Source organism: Nocardia brevicatena NBRC 12119, assembly GCF_000308495.1.
GTDB classification, from domain to species: Bacteria; Actinomycetota; Actinomycetes; order Mycobacteriales; family Mycobacteriaceae; genus Nocardia; species Nocardia brevicatena.
In genome coordinates this window covers 21499-45189 of the sequence record NZ_BAFU01000045.1, presented here as the reverse complement: position 1 = coordinate 45189, position 23691 = coordinate 21499, and the positions used below count along the sequence as shown (strand labels likewise).

Below are 23691 nucleotides of genomic sequence, written 5' to 3'. Positions count from 1 at the left end.
GCGCCGACCGCGTCGTCGAATTGGGCTGCCCCGCGTCCAGCGATCGGTGTGCCGATCGGGATGTCACTGCTGCCGCTCATTCGAGCGAACAGAATCGCCAGCGTGGCGTGGACCACCATGAAAAGCGACGAATCGTGCCGGCGTGCGAATCCCTCCAGCGACCCGACCAATTTCGCGTCCACCGTGGAGGTGAGCGTGGCACCCCGATGCGACGCCACCGCCGGCCGTGGCCGGTCCACCGGCAAACGAAGCTCCGTCGGAAGGTCTGCGAGCGCGGCGCGCCAGAATGCGAGATCCTCACGGCGGCTCCGGTTCCGGGCAGCTTCGCGGGCACTGTCGGGGTGAACCCACCCGAGATCAGTGCTCGGCGCGGCGGCGGCGAACGCGTCGAGGAACTCCATGAATTTGGTTTCGTGCGCGGTCAATTCGGGGCCGGTGTAAAGATTGGGATTGGCCAGAAGGTGCAGGATCGTCCGTGGCGGGTCTCCGGTCTGGTACAGGTCGACAAGCAAATCCTCGACCGGCCCCGAGCTGAGAATATGGAATTCCCCGATCAGCGAACCGAATTGGATCGCCTGAGGGAAGAACATGACGTTCACCACCGGCCCTGCGAACCGCCGCTCTCGGCTGTGTCCGGTGGCGGCGCGAATATCGGCGAGGCCGCACCGCTGGTGCCGTAACACGCCCACCAGGTCGGACTGCACCCGCCGTACCAGCGTCTGGACCGTGTCCCCGGTACCGAGTAAGATCGGAAGCGGCGCGACATTGACGAAAACCCCTCCGGACCTGCGCAGCACGGCCGTTGTGCGGCCTGACACGGGAATATCGACGAGAATCTCGTCCTGTCCGGTCATCCGGGCCAGATAACATCCGAACGCGGCGATCACCACCGCGGCCGGGCTCGCGCCCAACACTTGCGCGGAATCAGCGATCCGTCCTACTGTCGCCGTAGACAGTTCGGCCATTGCGACCACACTGTCCGCGCACGGCGGCGCGCATCCGGCGGCCAGGCTGGTCCCGTCGCCGTCGACGTCTGCGAGCCTGCCCACCCAGTATGCCTTGTCATCGGCAAACCGCTTCGATTCCCGATAGCCACGGTCGGCCTCGTAGAGAGTCCTCAGGTCCGCCGCCCGGTTCGGCTCCGGTGTCCGGCCCTGCACTGCCGCCGTGTACAGGGTCGCGACACGATTCACCATCATCATCGCCGCGTAGCCGTCCAAGGCGATATGGTGAATCCTGCTGTACATCAAATAGTGTCGGTCCCCGACCTGCAGCAGGCCCGACGCGATCAACCGATCCCGAGTGATATCCAGCGGTGCGGTGCTCTCTCGGTGCATCCACTGCAAGGCCGCTGCCATGGGGTCCGGTTCGGCCCGCATATCGAGCACCGCCCCCGTCGACTTCAGCGACGGGTCGAACAACTGATACGGCTCACCGTCGACCTCTACCAGCCGCAGATATCCCGACTGGAACTCGAGGGCCGCTTGAATCAACGCCTTACGTAGCAGGTCGACATCCAGATCCCCGCGAAGCTCGATGTACTGCGCCTCGCATATCGGTACGTCGGGGCTCAATTGCTGCGCCAGCCACAGTCCCCGCTGCCCAGCGGACAACGGCACCGGCTGTGTTGCTGACACGTTCCGTACGGCACTCGATCCCGGATGGGGATGGAATTGCGGTCGCGGAACGGTCATGGCCTTCCCTCCAGACCCCGACCACGTATTATTACAATGTTCTATGACGATATTCTATGCCGACTGGTTCGTTTGCGTATACCCCCCGATACAGATACCGAGCAGCTCGATGTGATCGGTCCACGCGCCCGGGCGCGTCGTTCACCGAACGGGGGTCGACTCCCCGATGAGGCACTCACGGTCCGGCCGGAGCCGGTGACATGCCGGACCACAACACTTCCCGACCACACCGAGATCGCCCTGGCACCGACGGTCGACATGCCGCCGATACTCGTGGGTTCCGACGGAACCCGCGCCCGCCGCCACCCACACCGACGACCGGATCACCATCTGCCTCGGAAGCGACGCACTACCGGCCACCGACCCGATTCGCCTACGAATACGACAGGCCCACACCGGCCGTCACGATTGTCGGCCCGCCTACTGTCCGACGGTCCCACCCACGCCGCCGAGCAACCGGTCGAGTACGCGACCCGCGCCGCCGCGCGGGCGATCATCGCCCCGAACGACCCGGACCGGGAACGCCGCTCCGAATTCGCCGCGTGGGCGAAACAGACCGTATGACAGGCGGTATGCCGACTCGCCCTCCGAGCTGCCCACTCTGAACGGTAATGGCCCCGACACGCCGGTCCCGCCGGCCGACCGGAGCCGTTCAGAGCGATCACCGGGCAACCGTTGGCCGCGAGCTGCCGTAACGATACGTCCGGCCTCCGCCCCAGCTCTCCCATCCGGCCGCGGCCGCTCGGAGCCTTCGGGTACCGCATCAGGACATCCACCACAATGGAGCCGGCCAGACCGGTTGCCTTCTCGATGTAGTCGGTACCGACGTCACGGTTGTCGCCGGCATAGAGCTCGAATGCCCGAGCCGCGTGGGCAGCCGACATGATGATGTGTCCGCCCTGGGTCGCCTTCGCCGGCAGGTGTAGGTACGCGACGGCTCCCGTATGACCGGCGGCGCGTGCCGCGTCGACAGCGACCGGCGAGAGCTACCGTCACCGCGGGTGGGCTACTCGGCAGCCAGGAACCGCCAGCGTTGGTGTGCACTGCTGCCGCGGGCGGCCATGATCGGCTTTCCACCGTCGGGAACGTAGGCGATCACCGAACGGGGCCGGCCCCTCTCGAAGATGTAGCCGTCCTCGGATTGCCACGCCAGGGCGTTGTTCGACCCGACTCCCACGAGAGCGACATCGGCCCGCGAACCGAAGAGATCGCGCCGGTAGGTCAGGGCGAAGCGACCTCGGGTGCCTTCTTTGACCGTGTTGACCAGTAAATAGCGTCCCTCGGAATAGGTGCCGGCCCCACTGGTGTCGAAGTACCAGCGCTGCCGGTCCGAACCGTCGCAGGCGCGGGCGTGAACGGTCGGATTGAGAGTGTGGGTGGACCGATCGCGGCGCCGGCCGTACTCCCGGCCGTCTCCGCGCTCGACCACCTCGCCCGCCCGAGAGGTCAGGCACAGTCCGGACTCCTCGTCGACGATCGAGAATTCGCCGTCGGGAAACCCCATGGCGAGAAAACCCGGTCCACTGCCATTGTCCGGTTGCGCCGCAGCGGGCCCGGTCAGCAGAACACTCGCCGCCGCGGTAAGGGCCAGCACCGTGGCGACGGCCGGCTTCTTACGCATACGACCTCCTCATCTCAGTGATCGATCCGCACGTACTTCACTGGATTCGAGGCCGTCACCTCCGAAGATGGGCTCCGCGCCGGGCCGCGGGTCCGGCGTGGGCCTCTGCCTGGCGGGGTCCGTCCAGGTCGTGCCCGCCATGGCAGCGAACGACCACCTCTACGGGTTGGCCGCAGTCGCGGTGTGCGACGATAAGCGACGGGCCTTCCGGATCGGCGCAGTATTTGTCTCCCCATTGCAGCAAGGCGAGCAGGATCGGGTAGAGGTCTCTGCCCTTGTCACCGAGTCGGTACTCTCGGCGGGTTCGGCTGCCTGCCTCCCGGTAGGGCACCGCGTCGAGGATCCCCGCGTCGACGAGTTTGCCCAGCCGGTTGGACAACACCGATTCCGAGATTCCGGAGTGCTGCCGTATCTGCTCGAAGCGGTGCACGCCGTTGAACAGTTCGCGCAGGACGATCATCGTCCAGCGGTCCCCGATAATGTCCAGCGTGCGCTGAACCGAACAGTTGGCGGTGCTGTATTCGAGCCACTCCATACGGCAAGCGTATCTGACTTCAGGTTTGACAGGCAGCGGTCAACCATACCTAACTACTATATCGAAAGTCAGATGAAGGAGCATCCCATGCCCGATTCCCCGAAGTCCTCGCGGCAATTGCCGAGCGTGGACCTTACCGACGCCGGACGTTTCGTCGCCGCGAGCGGATTCGTGGTGGACCAACTCTCGGCGACGAGTGTGTCCGGCCATGTCGACCTCGGCCCCGACCATCACACCCCGTGGGGCGTGGTGCACGGCGGGGTGTACGCCACGATCGTGGAGACCGCGGCAAGTATCGGCGCCAGTGCCGCGGTGATGGACCGTGGCGAATTCGCGGTCGGAGTGCACAACGCGACCGATTTCCTGCGACCGACGACCGAATGCCGCGCGTCGGTGGTGGCCGAGCCCCTGCATCAAGGTCGGACCCAGCAGCTGTGGCAGGTGGTCATCGCAGACAGCGCTACCGGTAAAACGCTCGCGCGGGGGCAGGTACGGCTACAGAACATGCCGCTCGCGAACTGAACCCCTCAATCCGAGGACGCCCCCGCCGGACGACCGTTTCACGGTGACGGGGCCGGGTAGGTCGAGAACGGACGTACTGTTCGCCGCGTTCACGCGGTGCGGAACCGGAGGGAGGAGCGGCATGCGAGACAAGCGGTTCCCCGACGGACCGGATCGCCTCACCGGGCCACGGTATTCACCTGACGAGGCGCTCTGATGCCCGCGCCGAGCGCGGCCGAATTCGTGCCGGCGCACGCGGACCTCGCCCTGTTGCGGGAGGCCGCGGCGGGGTGCCGGGGTTGCGATCTGTACCGCAACGCCACCCGAACGGTCTTCGGCGAGGGCCGCGACCGGGCACGAATCGTCATGATCGGCGAACAGCCGGGCGATCGGGAGGACAGAGAAGGACACCCGTTCGTGGGCCCGGCCGGTCGGCTCCTGGATCGGGCCCTCGACGAAGTGGGCATCGATCGCGACACGGTGTACCTGACCAACGCCGTCAAACATTTCAAGTTCATCGAACGCGGAAAACGCCGCATCCATCAGCAGCCCAACCGGGCCGAGGTGGCCGCGTGCTCGGCCTGGCTGGCGGCCGAACTGGACCTGGTGGCGCCGGAACTCGTGGTGTGTCTGGGCGCGGTGGCGGCCAAGGCGGTACTGGGTCCGGCGGTGAAGGTCACCGAAATCCGCGGCCGGGTCATGCCCCCGCCGCGGCGCCCGGCCTATCTGGATCCCGACGTACCAGCGCCCGCCACGGACTACCGGGTCCTGGTCACGGTCCACCCGTCCTCGATCCTGCGGTCCCCGGACCGGCCCGCGGCATACCGGGCGTTCGTGGCGGATATAGCGCGGATCCAGGCGCACGTCGAGTCCGACCGATCGGGAGGGTGAACAGTGGACGGTGCGAATCGCGGGGCCGGCGACCGTACCGAACCGGCCGCGGACGGCACCGGATCCGGTGCCCGGAGCGCGAACCGGCACGACCCTGGGCAGGCGGGTTCGGTATCCACCTCGACCGGCGGCTCCGAGCGTGATCTCGGACCCGAGGCGGTGAAACAGATCGCCCACACGCATCCAATCGTGGTGGTACTGGGTGAGGCGGTCCTGGACGTCTGGCGCCGGGGACGCGACGATCGGCTGTCTCGGGAAGCGTCGGTGCCGGTGGTCGAAATGGAATACACCGAGACCGCGCCGGGCGGCGCGGCGAACACCGCCGCCCATCTGGCCGCACTCGGCGCCCGGGTCCGGCTGGTCGGCCTGGTCGGTGACGACGCCGCCGTGGCCACCCTGCGCGCGGAGTTGGACCGTGCCGGTGTCGATGCGAGCCGGCTTCACACCTGCCCGGATCGCACCACCACCGCCAGGAGCCGTATCGCGGCCGGCGATCGGATTCTGCTGCGCTATGACGAGGGCGCACCGGCTCCCGCCGGCACCGCCGAGACCGAGACCCTGCTCGACCTCCTCGACGACGCCTTGGCAGGAGCGCAGGCCCTGGTCGTCGAGGATCACGACGGCGCACTCGTCGAGGACTTGGGGGCTCGCCTGGCGGCCGGCCGCGAACGGCTTCCACTGCTGATCGTCGACACCCACCATCCCGTGCGCCGGCAAGGGGCGCAGCCCGACCCGGTCCGCACGAACGCCGACGAAGCGGCGGATGCCCGCGACCTACCCTCGGCCGACGATCCCGCGATAGCACCGGATATCGGTGGAGCGCCGAAGCGGAGAGAGTTCTTCAACCGCCATCACGACCGCCTGTTTGGAGGCGCCGGCTCACGTGTTCTGATGGTGACACCGCACCGCGACGGCACCCGTCCCCCGCCTCGCACCTGGGCCCAGCCGGTCCCGAACGGCCGTTCGGCCGAGGCCGGCGATACTTTCGTCGCCACGCTGACCCTGGCGCTGGTCGACGGTATGCCGGCGGTCTCGGCCGTGGAACTGGCCCAGGCCGCCGGCGCGCGCCGGCCGGGCAGCGCGGTAGGCGGGTCAGCGCGATTGCGCGAACAACACGACCGCAGCGGCGACACGGTACTCGATCCGCCCCGACTCCATGCCGCGGTCCGCCGGCATCGGGCCGGTGGGGCCCGCATCGTATTCACCAATGGCTGTTTCGATGTACTCCACGCCGGCCATATCGCGTATCTGAACGAGGCGAAACGGCTGGGTGATGTGCTGATCGTGGCGGTCAACTCCGACGCGGGCGTGCGTCGACTCAAGGGCCTCGATCGTCCGGTGAATCCGGAGCAGGATCGCTGTGCCGTATTGGCCGCGCTGAGCTGCGTAGACCACGTCACGATCTTCGACGCCGATACGCCCGTCGGGCTGCTGCGCGACATCCAACCGGACCTGTACGTGAAGGGCGGCGACTACCGACCGGACATGCTGCCGGAGACACCCGTGGTCCACGGTTACGGCGGTGAGGTACGCATACTCGGCTATCTCGACGATCATTCGACATCCGCGACCATCGAACGGATCCGTGCTCGGGGGGTGGCGGGAGCCTGACATGGCCTGACCGTGGAGCGGTCACATCTGGTCCACGGCCCGGACGCGCCCGAATTCGCGGTCGCCGGACGAGGTGCGGACCGACGAGAGCAGATCGCACAGTTCCCCCCGTACCTGGGCGACGGACACCGTGTCGACCACCGAGGCGTCGTGCGGGCAGGGAGGCGCCGTCTCGTCGGTGATATCACGGCCGCACACCGAGCAGTCGGTGCGCCACGAGATGAGCACCCGGTCCCGGGTGCGGCCGACCGGCCCGGCATTGATCACATTGCCCACCCAGAACACCCCCACGGTGGGTACGTCGAGCGCCCGGGCCAGATGCCGCGGCCCGCTGTCGTTGCCGACGAACACGGTGCTGCGCGCGAGCACTCCGCACAGCGTGGATATATCGGACCCGGCCAATTGCCGCACTCCGCAGTCCCGTCGCTGCGGGGCCCGGGCCCGCGTCTCCACGGCCACACTGTCGAGCAGATCGAGCTCGGCCGTGGCGCCCAGCAGCACCACATCGAGCCCGCGGTCCACACATTCGGCGGCCACGGAGGCGAAACTGCTCACCGGCCAACGGCGGCGCGGGTCCGTTGCGCCCGGATGGATGGCGACCAACGACCGGTCCGAGGGGCCGAGCGCGCGGTCGGCGACGGCGATATCGGCGGCCGTGGCCTGGATACGCGGTTCCAGCACCACCGCGGGCGCACCGGCGGCGCACACCACCTCCAGCGCGCGCATGGTCTCGTTCTGGTAATAGCGGAAGGGCACATTGCGGTCGAGCGGCTCGGCGCCCTCGGCGCGGCAGCCCACGGTGAACCGAGGCCCCAACCGAAGCAGGAACGGATTCGACCAGGCGCCGCCGCCGTGCAACTGCACGCCCAGATCCACCGGCCGGTGACAGACCCGGCGCCGGAAGTCCTCGATATCCCGCTCGGTGGGGTCGGCGCCGCCGCGGCCCCCCTCCGGCAGCACGATCACCTCGTCGACGGAGCTCGGCCGCCCCTCCAGGAGCCGGGCGTGCAGCCGGGAACCGAGCAGCACGATCTCGGCGTCCGGGTAGGCCGCCCGCAAGGCCTCCAGCGCCGGCATGGCGAAGAACAGGTCACCGAGTCCACCACCGCGTAACACAGCGATCCGCCGCACATCCGGAAACGGCTCACCGAGCGGTCCGACGGTGGGTCCGGCGGGTTTTATCGGCCGATGAGGTCGCACGTCCATGAAAGCTCCCTCGGTACGGCGGGACAGCAGCGGCGACCGGACGTCCCGGAATCGGGATGCCCGCTCGTTCAGTCCCGCAGCGCCTGATCGCGCAGCCAGCCGAGCGTCCGGGACAGGATGCGCGAAATATGCATCTGCGATACTCCGAGCCGCTCGGCGATCTGGGATTGTGTCTTGGATTCGAAGAACCGCATCCGCAGTACCTCACGCTCCCGATCGGAGAGTTCCTCGAGCAGCGGTTCGACCGCCAAGTAGTCCTCCACCCACCCGTAGGACGGCTCCTCCACGCCCAGCGACTCCACCAGCGGCAGCGATGCGCTGTCGCTGTCCTCGCCGACGGTCGAATCCAACGAAGAGGTCTGATAGGCGTTGCCGGCGATCAGCGCCTGGGTCACCTCCACCACATCGATATCGAGTTCCGCGGCGATCTCCCGGGCCCGCGGCACCCGACCGAGTCGCTGCGACAGCGCCTCGACGGTGGGGCCGAGAGTCAGCTGGATCTCCTTCACCCGTCGCGGCACCCGAACCGACCAGGTGTTGTCCCGGAAGTGCCGGCGCACCTCGCCCATAATGGTCGGGACCGCGAACGACAGGAACGACGACCCGCGGGAGACGTCGAACCGGTCCACGGCGTGTAACAGCCCCAGCCGGGCCACCTGCAGCAGGTCGTCGTACGATTCCCCGCGCCCGGCGAATTTCCGGGCTATGTGTTCGGCCAGCGGTAGGCACCTGTCGATCACCTCGTCGCGTATCGCGGCCCGACGCGGGTCACCCTCCGCCACTTCGGCGAGTTGGCCGAAGAGCGGTTCGATATCGTCGTAACTGTCGTTGCCGCGATGGCGGCGCGAAGGCCCGGGATCTACCCGTGGTCCTTCATCCACCATCCGATCCTCCTCTGGCCCAGGTGAATTCGACATCGGTCGGATAACCACCTGCCACTGCGTCATAGGGTTGTTGAACCACCTCGACCGAGCGGGTCAAGGTCCGCACGATATGCCAGCCGAAGCTCTCCTGGTGCTGCAGCGAATCGGAAACCGCAGTCGCGGTCACATGCACGGTCATACGGTGGTCGTTGTAGGTGAAATCACACCCCAGGGCGGTGCCCAGGGCGGCATCGACGATCAACGAGGTGGCCACCTCGTCCAAGGCGAGCCGAATATCGGTCACTTCGTCCAGTCCGAAATCGGCGATCAAGGAGACCGTCTCCGCCAGCGCGCGCAACATGACCAACTGTTCCAGCCTGGCCGGTACCCGCACTCCTATCGTTGTCGTGTCCGCGGATTCCGCGACACGATCCACCATACCCACCACCACCTTGTTCTGCCTCCCGCCCACGGCGGTCGGGGCGTCGGCCCGGACGAACACCGGGGCCATCGGTGACGCCGTTGTTGTCGGTATTGCTCGTCGGCGATTGTCACATGCGCACTTACCCCGGGGCACGACACCGAAACCCGGTGTCGTCCGATCAGTCCCCGGGGACGCGCTCGTGCACGGTCAGCAGCAAATGGTCGAACTCGGTGCGCAGGGCGTGCGAGGCGTGTTCGAGCGAACCCATTTCGGAAACCAACTGCTCCGCCAGAACACGCAGTTTGATGTTGGTTTCCTGGGAGCGCCAGATCAGCACCCGGAACGCCTGGTCGGCGTTGATACCGTAGACGAGCATCAGCGCGCCCTTGGCCTGTTCGATCACGGCTCGGGATGCGTACAGCTGCGGCAGGGTTCCGTGCAGTGTCTCCTTGCGGTGTTCTTCCAGCGCCTCGGTGACGTCCACGTAGTAGCCCGCGGTACCGACGACGGTGCCCTGCTCGTCTGTCATGGTGTCGGCGACGACGATGACGTTGCGGGTATCGCCGTGCGTGTCCACAATGCGGTGACTACTACAGAACGGCTCGGCATTGGCGATGGATTTGGCCAGTGCGCTGGCCACCTGCTCCCGGTCATCGGGGTGTTTGTGGCTCAACAGCAGACCGGTGCTGGGCGTCATCGGCTCGGGCGGGTATCCGTGCATATCCGCCACACCCGCGGACCATTCCCAGCGCTCGCCATCGAACCAGAACTGGAAGGCGCCGACCCGTTGCGGGGTGCCCGACCCGATAATCCGGTCGAGCACCTCGGCCTCGGCGCCGGAGGCCGCATCATGTTCCATCACCGCTCGATTATCGACGGTCTCGGACATTTGTGCGAACCCCCTGCCCGCGCCCCTTCCGCCCGCCACCCCTCCGCGAGCGTTCAGGTGTAGCCGGCGATCTACCGCGGCGGCATCAACCCGCTTGGGCGGCACGCATGGTCGGGTAGTACCGGAACAGGTGCCGCACTCCCGCGACCGCCAGTGCCCGTTCGACCTCTTTGCGCCCGCTGACCACCCGCAGCTCCACTCCGGCACGCCAAGCGGCGAGCTTGGCCTCCGCCAGCATCGTGGCGGTTCGGATACTCATGAAAGTGGTGGCCCGCAGATCGAGGACCACCACGCGGCAGCCGACGGAGTGACAACCGGTGAGAAGGGCCCGCAAATCATCGTGCAGGACCGCGTCCAGTTCTCCTTCTACACGGGCGATCACGCACTCGGAGTGATCTACGCTTCGTCGGGACCACATTCGACTCGCGTGTGAGGCGCGCGCCTCGTGCCGACGCAGTTCCTCGAGCTGATACGCAGTGGCAGTTACCGACATATGAAACCCTTCCCTACGGCAGGGGGTTTCCGGTTGTGTGCGACGAACCGCTCATGGTGCAGACGAGGCGAACATGGCCTCGCCCATCACGACGCTTCGGAGACCAGCGCACACGAATTCCGGGTTCGGCTGCATATTTCAACCTGGACCCATTCTGGCACGAGGGAAGCTCGCCTGTATACCACGCGCTCACCCGTTCACTTCGCGTAGGGCACCGACCTGCTGCTATCTCTTCAGGCCGGGCCGGTTGCGGTCATATTCGCCCCTGCCGGCGAGCCCGGGAGCGGTCGGGGGTTTGTCTCGCCACCGGACGGCTATGGCGGTGGAAACCGGCCGATGACGGCCGGCACACCGAACGACGTCGGAGGTTCGTCACATGGCCCCACTGACCGTGCTCGCCCTGGTCTGCACGCTGAAGAAATCGCCGGCCGAATCCAGTAGCGATCTCATGGCCCGGCAGGTTCTCGACGAACTGTCCCGACACGATGTGTCCGGTGAGGCAATCCGGGTGGTCGACCACGATATTCGACCGGGAGTGAGCACCGACGAAGGCGATGGCGACGAATGGCCGCGGATCCGGGCGCGGATCGCGGCAGCCGATATCCTGCTCGTCGCCACCCCCACCTGGCTGGGACATATGTCGTCGGTGGCGCAGCGGGCGCTGGAACGGCTCGACGCGGAACTGTCGGAGACCGACGACACGGGCCGGCCGGCCATGTTCGGCAAGGTGGCCGTCACGGCGGTGGTCGGAAACGAGGACGGTGCACACAAGATCACCGCCGACCTGTTCCAGGCATTGAACGATATCGGCTTCACGGTGCCGGCCCAGGGCGGGACCTACTGGAACGGCGAGGCCATGAGTGGTGTCGACTACACCGATCTGGACAAGGTGCCGAAGGCCATCGCCTCCACCACCGCCACCGTGGCACGCAATGCCGTCCATCTGGCCCGGGTGCTGCGCGCCGAGCAGTACCCCGCGCCGCCCGAATGAGTCCGGGGCGAGCCGCCCGGGACGAGCGTGGTGCCCCATCGCCCGAGGGCGGCGTCCCGCTCGCGCCGCAGGGTGGTCGATTGCCTTGCAGCAACGGGGGTATGCGGTCGCCAGGAGGTGTATCCATGACCGAGACGCTCTCCGTCGGCACCCGGGCCGCGCGCTTACCCCTGCCTCGTGGTCCGCTGTCGGCAGAACTGGTGGAACTGCTGTCGAGCGAACCGGGCCGGCCCGTCCCTGAGCCGCCCGACGACCTCGATCCCTACGGCGAGGATTTCCATCTCACCCTGCACACCTGCTACGAACTGCACTACCAGGGCTTCGACGGAGTGGACGCCGACTGGGAGTGGGATATCGGTCTGTTGCGACTGCGGACGGAACTCGAGCGGCGTTTCCTGGCGGCACTGCGCGCTGATGTGCCCGGAGGCGACGATGTGGACGCCGAACTCGACCGGCTGCTCACCGTCCCGGCCGTGGGCGGCGTACCCCGGTGGCTGCGCGATGAGGGCACCTGGTGGCAGATGCGCGAGTACTTCGTGCACCGCTCGATCTACCACCACAAGGAGGCCGATCCGGTCGCCTGGGTGATCCCGCGATTGCGCGGTCAGGCGAAGGCCGGGCTGGTGGCGGTCGAATTCGACGAGTATGGCGGCGGCCGCGGTGATCGGGTGCACGCACGCCTGTACGCCGACCTGCTGCACGGCGCCGGCCTCGACGAGAGCTATTTGCACTATCTGGATATCGTGCCCGCACCGATGCTTACCCTGGTCGACATGATGTCACTGTTCGGTTTGCATCGATCGCTGCGCGGCGCGGTGGTCGGTCATTTCGCCTCGGTGGAGATCACCTCCCCACCCGCGTCGCGGCTCATGGTCGAGGCGCTCGAACGGTTGCGGGCGCATTCGGCCTGTCTGCGGTTCTACCGCGAGCACGTGACGGCCGACGCCGTACACGAGCAGGTCGTGCGCCGGGACGTGATCGCCGACTTGCTCGCCCGCGAACCCGAACTGGCCGCCTCGGTGGTGTTCGGCATCCAGGCGACCGATCTGCTCGAGGACCGCTGCGCCGACGCGATGCTGCGGTGCTGGCGGGCCGGCACCGCTTCGCTGCGCACGGTGGGACGGTGAGGCACATGCTGGTACGAGCTCCCGGGGTGTACCGCCCACAGCCGGATACCTGGCTGCTGGCGCGAGCGATGACCGAGGCGACACTGCCGACCGGTGCGCACGTACTGGATGCCTGCACCGGTACCGGTGCGCTCGCCATTCATGCCGCGCGGGCGGGCGCGGACGCCGTGACCGCGGTGGACATGTCGCGGGCCGCGGTGGCCTCCGCCTGGCTCAACAGCCGGGTACGCGGTATCCGGCTGGAACTGTTGTGTGGGGATGTCACCCGTATCGTCGGGGACCGCAGTTTCGATGTGGTCCTGGCCAATCCGCCGTATGTCCCGTCCGCCTATCCGACGCCGACGAGTCGAGCGGCCCGGGCCTGGGACGCGGGACGACATGGCCGGGCCGTCCTCGATCCGCTGTGCGCCATGATCCCGCGCGTCCTCGGCAGCCGCGGGATAGCCCTGATCGTGCATTCCGCGATCTCCGGCACCGACACCAGCCTCGACCAGCTGCGGGCGGGCGGGCTGAAGGCCACCGTGGTGGCGCGCGCGACGATCCCCTTCGGGCCGGTGATGCGCCGCCGTCGGGCCTGGCTGCGGGCCACGGGCCTCATCCACCCGGAACAGCAATACGAGGAGTTGGTGGTGATCCGTGCCGATCGACCCCGATGAGCTGTTGGCCGTTCTGCGCGCACCGGGCGCGGTCCACGGCGTGGACGACACCTGTGTCCGGGACGACCACGCCCGACCGCGGGACACCGCCGAGGGCGAGGGCACGGCCACACGGCCCGAGGCCCATCCGGCGTGGGATCGGGATCACTCGGCGGATGAAGGGCATATGAGGACGGACCGGAACCGACCGCGGCCGGAACGGGCCGGTCCGGCGTCGGATCGTGGCCGCACGACGTGGGAGGGGAACCGGATCGAACCGGACTCCGGCGGGGACCGCATGGAGAATTCGACCGCGGAACCCACCCGGATCAGGTTCACCGACGACGGCCCCGCGCTGGTCGAAGGTCCGGTCGAGCTGATCACTCCCGACGGCACCACGATCCGCTCGGACCGTTTCCTGGTGGCCATCTGCCTGTGTAAACGCTCACGCACCTACCCGCTGTGCGATACCAGCCACCGTCGGTGTCGGCGGTCGAGCGGCGACCGGGCGGCGCCGACGGACTGAGGGGACTCGGATGCCGCCGGGCACCCGGGCGGCCGCGCCTCGGCCGCGAGTGCGGCCGTCCGGGGCACCGCCCCGGACATCGGCTACTTCGCGGACTGTCCGCCCGCACGTCGCGCGGGTGGGCGACTCCACCGAGTCGCCCACCCGCGCGAACAGGTGCGCTCACCCCACTCAGGCGGGAATGGTGGCGGTCTCACGCTGCCAGACCCGATGGTTCTGCAGCGCCAGGGCGAACGATTCGACGAACCGGTCGGATACCTGCGAGCCCTCCCCTGCATTCGCCACGACCCCGTTGGTATCGGCAAAGGATTCCCCGAGCGGGATCTCGGTGACGATCCCGCCCGCACGCAGCACCTCCACGCCCGCCCCGATGGCGCCCACCGGTTTGGCGTGCTTGTACGCCTCGGTGGCGAAGTGCACCGTGGGACCGTCGTCGGCCATGGTGCGGGCCGCGGTCGGTCCGCCGGCCACGATCACTCCGTCGTAGAGCACCGACGCCATGGTGGCCAGGGTTTTGTCCACGGCCAGGCCGCCGCTGTCGGCACCGCTCAGCTCGCCGCCGTGGCCGGCAAGGACCTCCACCGTCGCGCCGCGTTCGCCCAACGCCGCGCGCAACCGCTCCACCCCCTCGACGTCCACTCCATCGGCGGCCAGGACCGCGATCTTGCGGGTGGCGATGGTCCGCGGCGGGGCGTTCAGCTGCGAGAGCGCCGGTGAGATCGGCACATCGTCCACCGGCACGGGGTCCGGTGCGGGCAGGCCGAGTTGTTCCGCGACCCGGGTCGACAGGTCGGGATCGATGCGAACCAACTGATCCAATATCCGGGCGCGAATCTCCACACGCCGACATTTGCCCAGTTCGAAGGCGAATGCCGATACGATGTGCTCCGCCTCCGGCTCGGACATACTGCGCCAGAACATGCGCGGCTGCCGGTAGTACTCCTTGAAGCTCTCACTCCGGGCGCGAATCGTATCGCCCTCGACCCGGCGGGTGTAGTGCCGGAAGACACCTTCATCGGCCAGGGCCGGGCATCCGCCGCCGATGGTGTTCTTCGTGTAGAACGCCTCGCCGTGCGGGATATCGTGCCGGCTGTAGCCGTCCTGCTGCTGGGTGCGCACATCGGCCAGCGGGCGGTTCACCGGCAGATGCGCGAAGTTGGGCCCGCCGAGCCGGATCAGCTGGGTGTCCAGGTAGGAGAAGTTGCGCATCTGGAGCAGAGGATCGTTGGTGAAATCGATACCCGGCACCACATTCGCCGTGTGGAAGGCGACCTGTTCGGTCTCGGCGAAGAAGTTGTCCGGGTTGCGGTTGAGCACCAGTTCTCCCACCGGCCGCACCGGTATCTGTTCCTCCGGGATGATTTTGGTGGAGTCGAGCAGGTCGAAATCGAAATCGAATTCCTGCTCCTCGGGCACCAACTGCACCCCGAGTTCCCAGCGCGGGAAATTGCCCAGCTCGATATTCTCCCACAGGTCCCGCCGGTTGTAGTCGGGGTCACGGCCCGCCACCTGCTGACATTCATCCCACAGCAGCGAATGCACACCCAGGCGCGGCTTCCAGTGGAACTTCACGAAGGTACCCCGCCCTTCGGCGTTCACCAGCCGGAAGGTGTGCACCCCGAATCCCTGCATCATCCGAAAGCTGCGCGGCAGCGCGCGGTCGGACATGAGCCACATGATCGCGTGCAGTGTCTCCGGCTGCTCGGCCACGAAATCCCAGAGCGTATCGTGCGCGGACTGGGCCTGCGGGATCTCGTTATGCGGTTCGGGTTTGACCGCGTGCACGAAATCCGGGAACTTGATGCCGTCTTGGATGAAGAAGACCGGGAAATTATTGCCGACCAGGTCGTAATTACCCTGTTCGGTATAGAACTTGGTAGCGAATCCGCGGACATCGCGCACCGTGTCGGCCGAACCGCGCGAGCCGGCGACGGTGGAGAACCGCACGAAAACCGGGGTCTGCACCGTCGGGTCGGTGAGGAATTTCGCGACCGTGTACTCACCGAGCCAGTTGTCGTAGGGCTGGAAATAGCCGTAGGCGCCCGAACCGCGGGCGTGCACCACCCGTTCCGGTATGCGCTCGTGGTCGAAATGGGTGACTTTCTCCCGGGCATGGAAATCCTCGAGGATGGTGGGCCCACGCTCGCCGACGGTCAGCGAATCGTCGGTGTGGTCCACCCGCACCCCTTGCTGTGTCGTCAGATAACCGCTTTCGCGGTCCTGGCGGTGCGGATCCAACTGACGCTGTTTGGCCTCACCGCCGCTCGGGTCCCCGCCCACCGGCCGGCGACTCCCGTCCGACGCGGCGGGCGTACCCGATGTCTGCTCGGAAATTCGGTCCACGCTGTCCTCCTCGCTCACGCGATGGTTTTCTTCTCGGGTCCTGCCCTCCCGGGTCACCGGCTGTTCGGGTTTTCACCCGCTCCCGTTCCGGCGGCTTCCCGCCTCCGATCGCGGTAAACCCGACTCGACGAACAGGTCCCTCGACCTCGACCGGACGACATGGGAAACCATCGAGCGCTCACCCGATTGACGGAGGCAGAAGCGGGTATGCGCGGCACATGGAGCTACTAGTGATCATCGCCCTCGTGGTGTTGGTCGCTGCGGACATCCTCTATCGCAAGATGACCGGAAAACGACCGAACAACCCCGAGATGCCGGCGAACGACGGCCAGTAGGGAGCCGATATGTCATCGATGGATCCCGACCCGGCCAAAACCCCCGACCTGGAGCCCGGCGGCGGAGTGCCTCCGGGCTCGACGCCGTCCGATACCCCGCAGACCTCCGGACTGTCCGCGCCCGAACCCGAGACCAGGCACCATTTCCCACGCACCGGCGTGCTCGCCATGGTCGTGGTGGTCGTGCTGGTGGCGGTGTTCCTGGCGGTGGCGGTCGCGCTTATCGCCTCGATCTGGTGATCACCGCCGCCCCGGCCGCCCCGGCCGGAACGGCTCCGGCCGGAAGGCCACGGTCAGAAGGGAGGACCTCGTGCAAATCGCCATGGTTTCCGAGCACGCCAATCCGCTCGCCCCCCTGGGCGGTGTGGACGCCGGCGGACAGAACGTGCACGTGGGCGAGCTGGCGGCCGCCTGTGCGCGGCGTGGACACGATGTCACGGTCTACACCCGCCGTGACGACTCGGTGACCGATACGGAGGTGGTGACCGGCGCGGGCTACCGCGTGGTGCATGTGCCCGCCGGCCCCCCGGAACCCATCCCCAAGGACGATATCCTGCCGCATCTCGGCGATTTCGCGGGTTTCCTGCGCAGACGGTGGTCGGCCGAGCCGCCGGATATCGTGCACGCGCACTTCTGGATGTCGGGGATGGCCAGTGAACTCGCGGTCCGCGGCCTCGATATTCCGGTGGTACTCACCTTCCACGCCCTGGGCTCGGTCAAACGCCGATACCAGGGCGCCGCCGATACCAGCCCCGCGAGCCGGATCAAGTTCGAACGCCTGATCGCCGCCCGAGCCGACCGGATCATCGCCACCAGCCGCGACGAGGTGTCCGAACTCGGCCGGATGGGCGTGCCGCGGGGCCGGGTGTCGGTGGTGCCGTGCGGGGTGGACCTGGCGCTGTTCACCCCGGACGGGCCGGCCGCCCCCCGCGGCCGGCGCCACCGTCTGGTGTCGATCGGGCGGCCGGTACCGCGCAAGGGTTTCGACACCGCCATCCGCGCGCTGCGGCACCTGCCGGACACCGAACTGCTGATCGCCGGTGGGTGCGCGGGAACCGAAGCGGATATGGATACCGTTTCCGTGAACGAGCCCGATCATGCGGCGATTCTCCCGGCGGATGCGCCCCGGGTGCCGGAGAGCAACGAGGATGTCGAGATGCACCGGCTGCGCCGGATCGCGGCCGAATCGGGGGTCGCCGACCGGGTCCGGCTGCTGGGTCGGGTTCCGCGGGCCCGGATGCCCGAACTGCTGCGGTCGGCCGACATCGTGGTGTGCACTCCCTGGTACGAGCCGTTCGGCATGGTGCCCTTGGAGGCAATGGCCTGCGGTGTTCCGGTAGTGGCCGGCGCGGTCGGCGGCATGCTCGACACCGTGACCGCGGATATCACCGGCCTCCACGTCGCCCCGCAACCCGCGCCGGTGGCACGGGCGCTGGCCTGCCTGCTCGAGGATCCGGCCCGCCGACAGGCCATGGGCGCGGCCGGACGCCGACGGGCATGCACCCATTACTCCTGGGATCGGGTCGCCGACGACACCCTGGAGATCTATCGACAAGCGGCTCCCACTCGTTCGGCCCCCGTCGCGGCCGAGCCCTGACCGCGTCCGCGAACGGCGAACCGAACAGCAGAGATCCCGAGCTGATCCCGACGAGCAGAGGAGCACCGTGCGCGAACCACACGAATCGACCGCCGTACCGAACGCCCCACGCCAACCGGGCACCGTCCTGATCACCGGCGGCGCCTCCGGCCTGGGGGCGGCCACCGTCGAGGCCGTCCGCCGCGCGGGCGGGACCCCGCTGGTCATCGATCGGGTCGAGCCCACGGCCGGGGTGGACTGGGAAAAGGCGGACCTGGCCGATTCCGGCGCTGCCGCCCGCGCCACCGCCGCCCTGATCGAACGCTGTGGCGACCGGCTCGACGCGGTGTTCACCGCGGCCGGCATCGATTCCTGCGGAAAACTGGACGAGGTGCCCGTCGACGACTGGGAACGGGGGGTGCGGGTGAATCTGTTCGGCACCGCAGCGGTGGTGCGGGCCGCCCTGCCGACCCTGCGTGCCCGGCACGGCACCGTGGTCACCTGCGCCTCCACCCTCGGATTGAAAGCGCTACCCGACGCGACCGCCTATTGCGCGTCCAAATTCGCGGTAGTGGGTTTCACCCGCGCGCTGGCGACCGAAACCGCGGGCGAGATCGGTGTGACACTGCTCGTGCCCGGCGGTATGGACACCTCGTTCTTCGACGGCCGCCCGGCGCAGTATCGGCCGCCGCCGGACGTGCGCCTGAACAAACCCGCCGATGTCGCCGCTGCCGTGGTATTCGCCATGACCCAGCCGCCCGGTTGTCAGGTGCGGGAAATGGTGGTGTGCCACGAAACGGAATCTTCGTGGCCGTGAGCGCCGCCGTCGAGGCAGTCCACGCCGTGGGGGGCGGGGCCCGGGCCGCCGGCGCTGATTAACGGCCACGGTTGCGGGTAGCCGAGCGGTATGGTCCCGACCAACGAGCAGCTGTTGCATGCTCTGACCCGCGCCGCGAACGCGCTGACACACAACGGGATCCGTTTCGCGGTTGCAGGCGGCTGCGCGGTGTACGCACGCGGCGGGCCGCCCTCGGACCACGACGTCGACCTGTTCGTCAAACCCGAAGACTGCCCTCGCGCCCGCAGCGAACTGGCCAAGGCCGGTCTGCGTATCGCCGACGCGGCCGAGGACTGGCTGACCAAGGCATACGACGGCGACACCCTGATCGATATCATCCACCGCCCCAACAATCGTGAGGTCGACGACGCCCTGCTGGACCGCGCCGAGGTCATGCGCGTCGGCCCGACCGTGGCGCCGGTGGTGGACGCCACCGACCTGCTGGTCGACAAACTACTGGTCTTCGACGCCCACCGGCTCGATCTCAGCCCCCTGCTGCGCATATCCCGCGATCTGCGCGAACAGGTGGACTGGCCGGCGGTACGCGCGCAGACGGAGCATTCGCCCTATGCGCGGGCATTCCTCGGCCTGGTCGACGACCTCGGTATCGCCGACACCCGGGCGACGGACGATACACGCGAAAAGCCCTCACGACCGGCGCCGGCGGCGGCGTCCCCAGGAAAGGTGGAGTAGATGCCCGGTATCTCTGATCGACCCACAAACCGCCCACCCGAGTACGTGGCCGCCGCACTGCACCGCGCCCTGGCGGAGGACCCGCGCACCGCGGAACAGGGTGTACGGGTGCGTATCCGCGGGGACGTGGTGGCGCTCGACGGCGAGGTGAGCACGGTGCAGCGGCGAAACGCGCTGGAGGACGTGGTGCACGAGATCCTGCCGAAGGCGCGGATCCACAACGATGTCCACGTCACCGGGGTCCTCTGCCCGGAAGAGAGCGAAGACCTCCGGTGAGCACAGGCGAGCGAAAGGAATTGGCAGATGCGGATCGCAGCGGTCGGGGACGTCCACCTGGGTACCGATTCGCGTGGGCTGCTGCGGCCCGCGCTGCGGGAACTACCGGACCGGGCCGATGTGCTGTTGCTGGCCGGTGATCTGACCAGATACGGCTCCCCGGCCGAGGCCGAGGTGGTGGCCACCGAATTCGCGGATGTCGGCGTCCCGGTGGTCGCGGTGCTCGGCAACCACGACTACCACAGCGACGCCGAGTCCGAGATGATCGACCAGCTCGAATCGTGCGGCATCACCGTACTCGAGGGCACCGCCACCACGATCGAGGTCGACGGACAGACCCTGGGCATCGCGGGCACAAAAGGTTTCGGTGGCGGTTTCGCCGGTAAGTGCGCCAGCGTGTTCGGGGAGCCGCTGATGCGCGAATTCGCCGGGCATACCCTCGAATTGGCCGAGACCCTGGACCGTGCGCTGGCGGGCCTGGACACCGATATCACGATCGTGCTCACCCACTACGCCCCCGTCAGCGACACCTTGCACGGCGAACCCCGCGAGATATACCCGTTCCTGGGTTCGTATCTGCTGGGCGAGCCCATCGACGAGCACAATGTCGACCTCGCCGTGCACGGGCACGCGCACGCCGGCACCGAACGCGGCACTACCCCCGGGGGTATCCGGGTCCGCAATGTCGCCCAACCGGTCATCCGCACCGCCTTCGCGGTGTACGAACTGCACCCGCAGCACGACCGGCAGCGGCAGGTGCGCGAGGAAAAGGTGCTGTCGGGATGAACTCGCGGACACCCGATCCCACGATCCCGTTTCGGAGCTCGATTCGAGGGCATACGCCGCCCATGGAAGCTGCAGCGAACCGGACCCCACCGGATGGGCGCGCGCTGAACGTGCTCGTCTGGCATGCGCACGGCTCCTGGATGACCTCGTTCGTGCAGGGCGGACACAACTATCTGCTGCCCACCGACCCGAAGTATCCGGAGAGCAACGAATGGGCACTGGGACGGTGCGGCCGTCCGTGGCCGTATACCGCCCGCGAGGTCGCACCGAGCGCGCTGGCACACGAACACGTCGACGTCGTGGTACTGCAACGGCCCCGGGAACTGGAGCTGGCGCGCGAATGGCTGGGCCGGACACCGGGCGTCGACCTACCCGCGGTATTCGTCGAGCACAGCACCCCGCGCGAACATGCCGCGCTGAGCCGGCACCCGCTGGCCGAGCGCTCCGATATCCTGCTGGTCCACGTCACCCAGTTCAATCGGCTGATGTGGGACAACGGGCGGGCGCCGGTCACGGTGATTCCGCACGGAATGCGCGACCCGGGCCATCGCTACAGCGGCGAACTGCCGCGAGCGGCGTCCATCATCAACGAACCGGTGCGGCGGTGGCGGATCACCGGCACCGACCTCCTCGCCCCCCTGTCGCAGGCGGCACCGATCGACGTTTTCGGGATGGGCACCGAGAACCTGCATCAGGCCGTGGGCACCACCCCCGAACGGGTGTACGGCGCGGGCGACCACGAACAGCAGCACTTGTACGTCGAACTGGCCCGGCGCCGCGTATTCGTGCACACTCCGCGGTGGACTTCGCTCGGACTGTCGGTGATCGAGGCGATGTACCTCGGTATGCCGATCGTGGCGGTGGGCACCACCGAGGCACCGGCATCCATCCCGACCGAGGCGGGTGTGATATCGACGGAACCGGAGGTGCTGGCCGAAGGTATCCGGCAGTTCGTGCACGAGCCGTTCTTCGCCGAGGCGGCGGGGAGAGCGGCGCGGCACTGGGCGCACGCCAATTTCGGGATCGACAGGTTCACCGACAGCTGGGATCGGCTGCTCACCGGACTCGCCGCCGAGCGGCCGGTACGGTCGTGACCCGACACGTGCTCGTCGCTCGGTTGGACAGTGCGGGCGACGTCCTGATAACCGGTCCGGCCGTGCGCGCCGTCGCAGAAGAGGCGGACCACGTGACATTCCTGGCCGGCCCACGGGGCCGGGACGCCGCCGAACTTCTGCCCGGCGTCGACCGGGTCCTCGTATTCCACGCCGGGTGGGTCGACTTCGAACCGCAACCGGTCACCGCCGCGGCGGTGGACGAACTGCGCGCCATCATCGCCGCCTACCGCGTGGACGAGGCGCTCATCTTCACCTCGTTCCATCAGTCGCCGCTGCCGTTGGCGCTGATCCTGCGGATGGCCGCAATCCCGCGGATCGCGGCGATCACCACCGACTATCCGGGGTCGCTGCTGGACGTGCGACACCGCGTCGACGACGATATGCCCGAACCCGTCCGGGCGCTGTCGCTGGCGGCCGCGGCCGGATACCCCGGCCGCGATGACCGGCTGCGGGTCCGCGCCAACCTGCCCGACGTGCGCGCCATGACCGGGCCGCCCGGCTACATTGTGGTGCACCCGGGCTCCGCGGCGCCCGCGCGGCGGATGTCCGCGCACCGCTGTCGGGAAGTGGTCTCCGCCCTGCGCGCCGCGGGCCACCGGGTGCTGGTGACGGGGGCCTCGTCGGAATGCGCGCTCACCAAGGCCGTCGCGGGAACGGACGGTGTCGACCTCGGCGGGGCCACCGATCTGCCGAGCCTGGCGGCCGTGCTGCGCGATGCCCGGGTCGTCGTGGCCCCCAATACCGCCACGGCCCATCTGGCGGCCGCGGTCGACACGCCGGTGGTCTCCCTGTTCGCGCCCGTCGTGCCCGCCCAGCGCTGGGCGCCCTACGGCGTTCCCGTCGTCCTGCTCGGCGATCAGCACGCTGCCTGCGCCGACACCCGTGCCCGCGAGTGCCCGGTTGCCGGACACCCGTGCCTGGAAGGGATCTCGCCGGACGCCGTGGTGGAGGCGGTGGAGAAACTCCTCGATTCCCCCGGCTGATTCCGTTACCGAGGAGAAGTAACAGGGTGTGAAGAAGTAGCAAGGAAGCGGTTTCAAGTACTTCTCCCCGGGCATCACGCCCGCATGAGCAGGAACTGCGACACCGGCGGGCTCCGCTTACCGCGGTCCCGCCCTGCCGTGGTCCTGCTCGACCGTGACGACACCCTGATCACCGATATCCCCTATCTGTCCGATCCCAACCTGGTCCGCCCGGTCCCGGGGGCGCGCTCGCAGCTGCGTCGGCTGCACCGCGCGGGGGTGCGGACGGGAGTGGTGAGCAATCAGTCCGGGGTGGCGTCGGGCCGGATCACGCCGATGCGGCTGGCTGCCGTGCAGGCGCGGGTCGAGGAGCTGCTCGGACCGTTCGACACCTGGCAGGTGTGTCCCCACGGTCGCGACGAGGGATGCGGCTGCCGCAAACCGGCACCGGGGCTGGTGCTCGCCGCCGCCGACGCGCTCAGGGTCGAGCCGCGCCAGTGCGTGGTGATCGGGGATATCGGTTCCGATGTCGAGGCGGCGCTCGCGGCCGGTGCCGCGGCGGTGCTGGTGCCCACCTCCCGCACCCGGGCGGGCGAGATCGCCCATGCCGAACGGTACGCCGCGGTCGCTCCCGATCTCACTGCGGCGGTGAGTCTCGCCCTCGAGGGCGCGCAGAGGAAGGAGCAGCCACTGTGAGCACCAAGGACGCACCGGACAGCCCGGACCGTTCCCGCCGCCCTGCCGCCGGACCGACAGAGCA

At 68.2% G+C, this 23691-nt stretch carries 26 protein-coding genes; 17 read left to right on the top strand and 9 right to left on the bottom strand.

Going from position 1 to position 23691, the window contains the following annotated elements:
* Positions 1 to 1637 (bottom strand): condensation domain-containing protein (locus ON20_RS10060; RefSeq protein ID WP_040834869.1); only part of this gene is annotated, 1637 nt, incomplete at its 3' end.
* A gap of 465 nt (positions 1638 to 2102) precedes the next feature.
* On the opposite strand from ON20_RS10060, the gene ON20_RS36230 reads away from it, so the two are divergent.
* Entirely contained in the window at positions 2103 to 2258 is a 156-nt protein-coding gene (locus ON20_RS36230) for a hypothetical protein (RefSeq protein WP_157228771.1), read from the top strand.
* 442 nt (positions 2259 to 2700) lie between these two features.
* On the opposite strand, the gene ON20_RS10050 is transcribed toward ON20_RS36230, so the two are convergent.
* Both ON20_RS10050 and ON20_RS10045 read right to left on the bottom strand, forming a co-directional pair.
* Complete coding sequence (locus ON20_RS10050; protein WP_040834830.1) at positions 2701 to 3315, bottom strand: ricin-type beta-trefoil lectin domain protein; 615 nt, start codon at positions 3313 to 3315, stop codon at positions 2701 to 2703.
* Between the two features lie 55 nt (positions 3316 to 3370).
* Entirely contained in the window at positions 3371 to 3850 is a 480-nt protein-coding gene (locus ON20_RS10045; protein ID WP_040834829.1) for a winged helix-turn-helix transcriptional regulator, read from the bottom strand.
* A gap of 87 nt (positions 3851 to 3937) precedes the next feature.
* Here ON20_RS10045 and ON20_RS10040 point away from each other — a divergent pair, with 87 nt between their 5' ends.
* The 3 genes from ON20_RS10040 (at position 3938) to rfaE2 (ending at position 6853) form a co-directional block, all read left to right on the top strand.
* Positions 3938 to 4372 (top strand): PaaI family thioesterase, encoded by a 435-nt coding sequence (locus ON20_RS10040; RefSeq protein WP_051162102.1) that lies wholly within the window; start codon positions 3938 to 3940, stop codon positions 4370 to 4372.
* A 195-nt stretch (positions 4373 to 4567) separates the two neighbouring features.
* On the top strand, positions 4568 to 5242 hold the full coding sequence (locus tag ON20_RS10035) for a UdgX family uracil-DNA binding protein (protein WP_040834828.1): 675 nt from the start codon (positions 4568 to 4570) through the stop codon (positions 5240 to 5242).
* 3 nt (positions 5243 to 5245) lie between these two features.
* A complete protein-coding gene (gene rfaE2, locus ON20_RS10030) occupies positions 5246 to 6853 on the top strand; it encodes a D-glycero-beta-D-manno-heptose 1-phosphate adenylyltransferase (protein ID WP_083864807.1) in 1608 nt (535 codons plus the stop codon).
* A 21-nt stretch (positions 6854 to 6874) separates the two neighbouring features.
* On the opposite strand, the gene ON20_RS10025 is transcribed toward rfaE2, so the two are convergent.
* The 5 genes from ON20_RS10025 to ON20_RS10005 all read right to left on the bottom strand — a co-directional run bounded on the left by ON20_RS10025 (position 6875) and on the right by ON20_RS10005 (position 10617).
* A complete protein-coding gene (locus tag ON20_RS10025; RefSeq protein WP_051162099.1) occupies positions 6875 to 8059 on the bottom strand; it encodes a glycosyltransferase family 9 protein in 1185 nt (394 codons plus the stop codon).
* Positions 8060 to 8127: 68 nt separating this feature from the next.
* Positions 8128 to 8943, bottom strand: coding sequence for a SigB/SigF/SigG family RNA polymerase sigma factor (locus ON20_RS10020; RefSeq protein WP_040834826.1), 816 nt, complete (start codon positions 8941 to 8943; stop codon positions 8128 to 8130).
* On the bottom strand, positions 8933 to 9433 hold the full coding sequence (locus tag ON20_RS10015) for an anti-sigma factor (protein WP_245547150.1): 501 nt from the start codon (positions 9431 to 9433) through the stop codon (positions 8933 to 8935). Before ON20_RS10015 ends, ON20_RS10020 begins: the two co-directional genes overlap by 11 nt.
* 91 nt (positions 9434 to 9524) lie before the next feature.
* Positions 9525 to 10205, bottom strand: a complete 681-nt coding sequence (locus tag ON20_RS10010; RefSeq protein ID WP_040834859.1) for a PAS and ANTAR domain-containing protein — start codon at positions 10203 to 10205, stop codon at positions 9525 to 9527.
* Positions 10206 to 10320: 115 nt separating this feature from the next.
* On the bottom strand, positions 10321 to 10617 hold the full coding sequence (locus ON20_RS10005; RefSeq protein WP_051162098.1) for an STAS domain-containing protein: 297 nt from the start codon (positions 10615 to 10617) through the stop codon (positions 10321 to 10323).
* Between the two features lie 487 nt (positions 10618 to 11104).
* On the opposite strand from ON20_RS10005, the gene ON20_RS10000 reads away from it, so the two are divergent.
* The 4 genes from ON20_RS10000 to ON20_RS40950 all read left to right on the top strand — a co-directional run bounded on the left by ON20_RS10000 (position 11105) and on the right by ON20_RS40950 (position 14007).
* A complete protein-coding gene (locus ON20_RS10000) occupies positions 11105 to 11719 on the top strand; it encodes a flavodoxin family protein (protein WP_083864805.1) in 615 nt (204 codons plus the stop codon).
* Positions 11720 to 11844: 125 nt separating this feature from the next.
* Positions 11845 to 12846, top strand: a complete 1002-nt coding sequence (locus ON20_RS09995; RefSeq protein ID WP_040834824.1) for an iron-containing redox enzyme family protein — start codon at positions 11845 to 11847, stop codon at positions 12844 to 12846.
* Between the two features lie 5 nt (positions 12847 to 12851).
* Entirely contained in the window at positions 12852 to 13502 is a 651-nt protein-coding gene (locus ON20_RS09990; RefSeq protein WP_040834856.1) for a HemK2/MTQ2 family protein methyltransferase, read from the top strand.
* Positions 13483 to 14007 carry a CDGSH iron-sulfur domain-containing protein gene (locus tag ON20_RS40950; protein ID WP_438803399.1) on the top strand — a complete coding sequence of 175 codons (525 nt, stop codon included), beginning with the start codon at positions 13483 to 13485 and terminating at the stop codon, positions 14005 to 14007. The genes ON20_RS09990 and ON20_RS40950 overlap by 20 nt, the downstream gene beginning before the upstream one ends.
* Before the next feature lie 171 nt (positions 14008 to 14178).
* Here ON20_RS40950 and ON20_RS09980 read toward each other — a convergent pair whose 3' ends face one another.
* Positions 14179 to 16287 carry a catalase gene (locus tag ON20_RS09980; RefSeq protein ID WP_040834823.1) on the bottom strand — a complete coding sequence of 703 codons (2109 nt, stop codon included), beginning with the start codon at positions 16285 to 16287 and terminating at the stop codon, positions 14179 to 14181.
* Between the two features lie 407 nt (positions 16288 to 16694).
* Here ON20_RS09980 and ON20_RS09975 point away from each other — a divergent pair, with 407 nt between their 5' ends.
* The 9 genes from ON20_RS09975 (at position 16695) to ON20_RS09935 (ending at position 23627) form a co-directional block, all read left to right on the top strand.
* On the top strand, positions 16695 to 16925 hold the full coding sequence (locus ON20_RS09975) for a DUF6480 family protein (RefSeq protein WP_040834822.1): 231 nt from the start codon (positions 16695 to 16697) through the stop codon (positions 16923 to 16925).
* 70 nt (positions 16926 to 16995) lie between these two features.
* Positions 16996 to 18282: a glycosyltransferase gene (locus ON20_RS09970; RefSeq protein ID WP_040834821.1), complete on the top strand. Its 1287-nt coding sequence runs from the start codon at positions 16996 to 16998 to the stop codon at positions 18280 to 18282.
* Between the two features lie 67 nt (positions 18283 to 18349).
* The gene (locus tag ON20_RS09965) at positions 18350 to 19078 is read left to right on the top strand and encodes an SDR family oxidoreductase (RefSeq protein ID WP_051162096.1); all 729 of its coding nucleotides are present in this window, start codon (positions 18350 to 18352) and stop codon (positions 19076 to 19078) included.
* 90 nt (positions 19079 to 19168) lie between these two features.
* A complete protein-coding gene (locus ON20_RS09960; RefSeq protein WP_051162094.1) occupies positions 19169 to 19792 on the top strand; it encodes a nucleotidyltransferase family protein in 624 nt (207 codons plus the stop codon).
* A complete protein-coding gene (locus ON20_RS09955; RefSeq protein ID WP_051162092.1) occupies positions 19793 to 20068 on the top strand; it encodes a BON domain-containing protein in 276 nt (91 codons plus the stop codon).
* Positions 20069 to 20095: 27 nt separating this feature from the next.
* Positions 20096 to 20854 carry a metallophosphoesterase family protein gene (locus tag ON20_RS09950; RefSeq protein WP_051162086.1) on the top strand — a complete coding sequence of 253 codons (759 nt, stop codon included), beginning with the start codon at positions 20096 to 20098 and terminating at the stop codon, positions 20852 to 20854.
* 62 nt (positions 20855 to 20916) lie between these two features.
* Positions 20917 to 21948 carry a glycosyltransferase gene (locus tag ON20_RS35665; protein WP_086008952.1) on the top strand — a complete coding sequence of 344 codons (1032 nt, stop codon included), beginning with the start codon at positions 20917 to 20919 and terminating at the stop codon, positions 21946 to 21948.
* The gene (locus ON20_RS35660; RefSeq protein WP_040834820.1) at positions 21945 to 22952 is read left to right on the top strand and encodes a glycosyltransferase family 9 protein; all 1008 of its coding nucleotides are present in this window, start codon (positions 21945 to 21947) and stop codon (positions 22950 to 22952) included. Before ON20_RS35665 ends, ON20_RS35660 begins: the two co-directional genes overlap by 4 nt.
* Positions 22953 to 23036: 84 nt before the next feature.
* A complete protein-coding gene (locus ON20_RS09935; protein WP_051162084.1) occupies positions 23037 to 23627 on the top strand; it encodes an HAD family hydrolase in 591 nt (196 codons plus the stop codon).
* Positions 23628 to 23691: the final 64 nt, after the last annotated feature.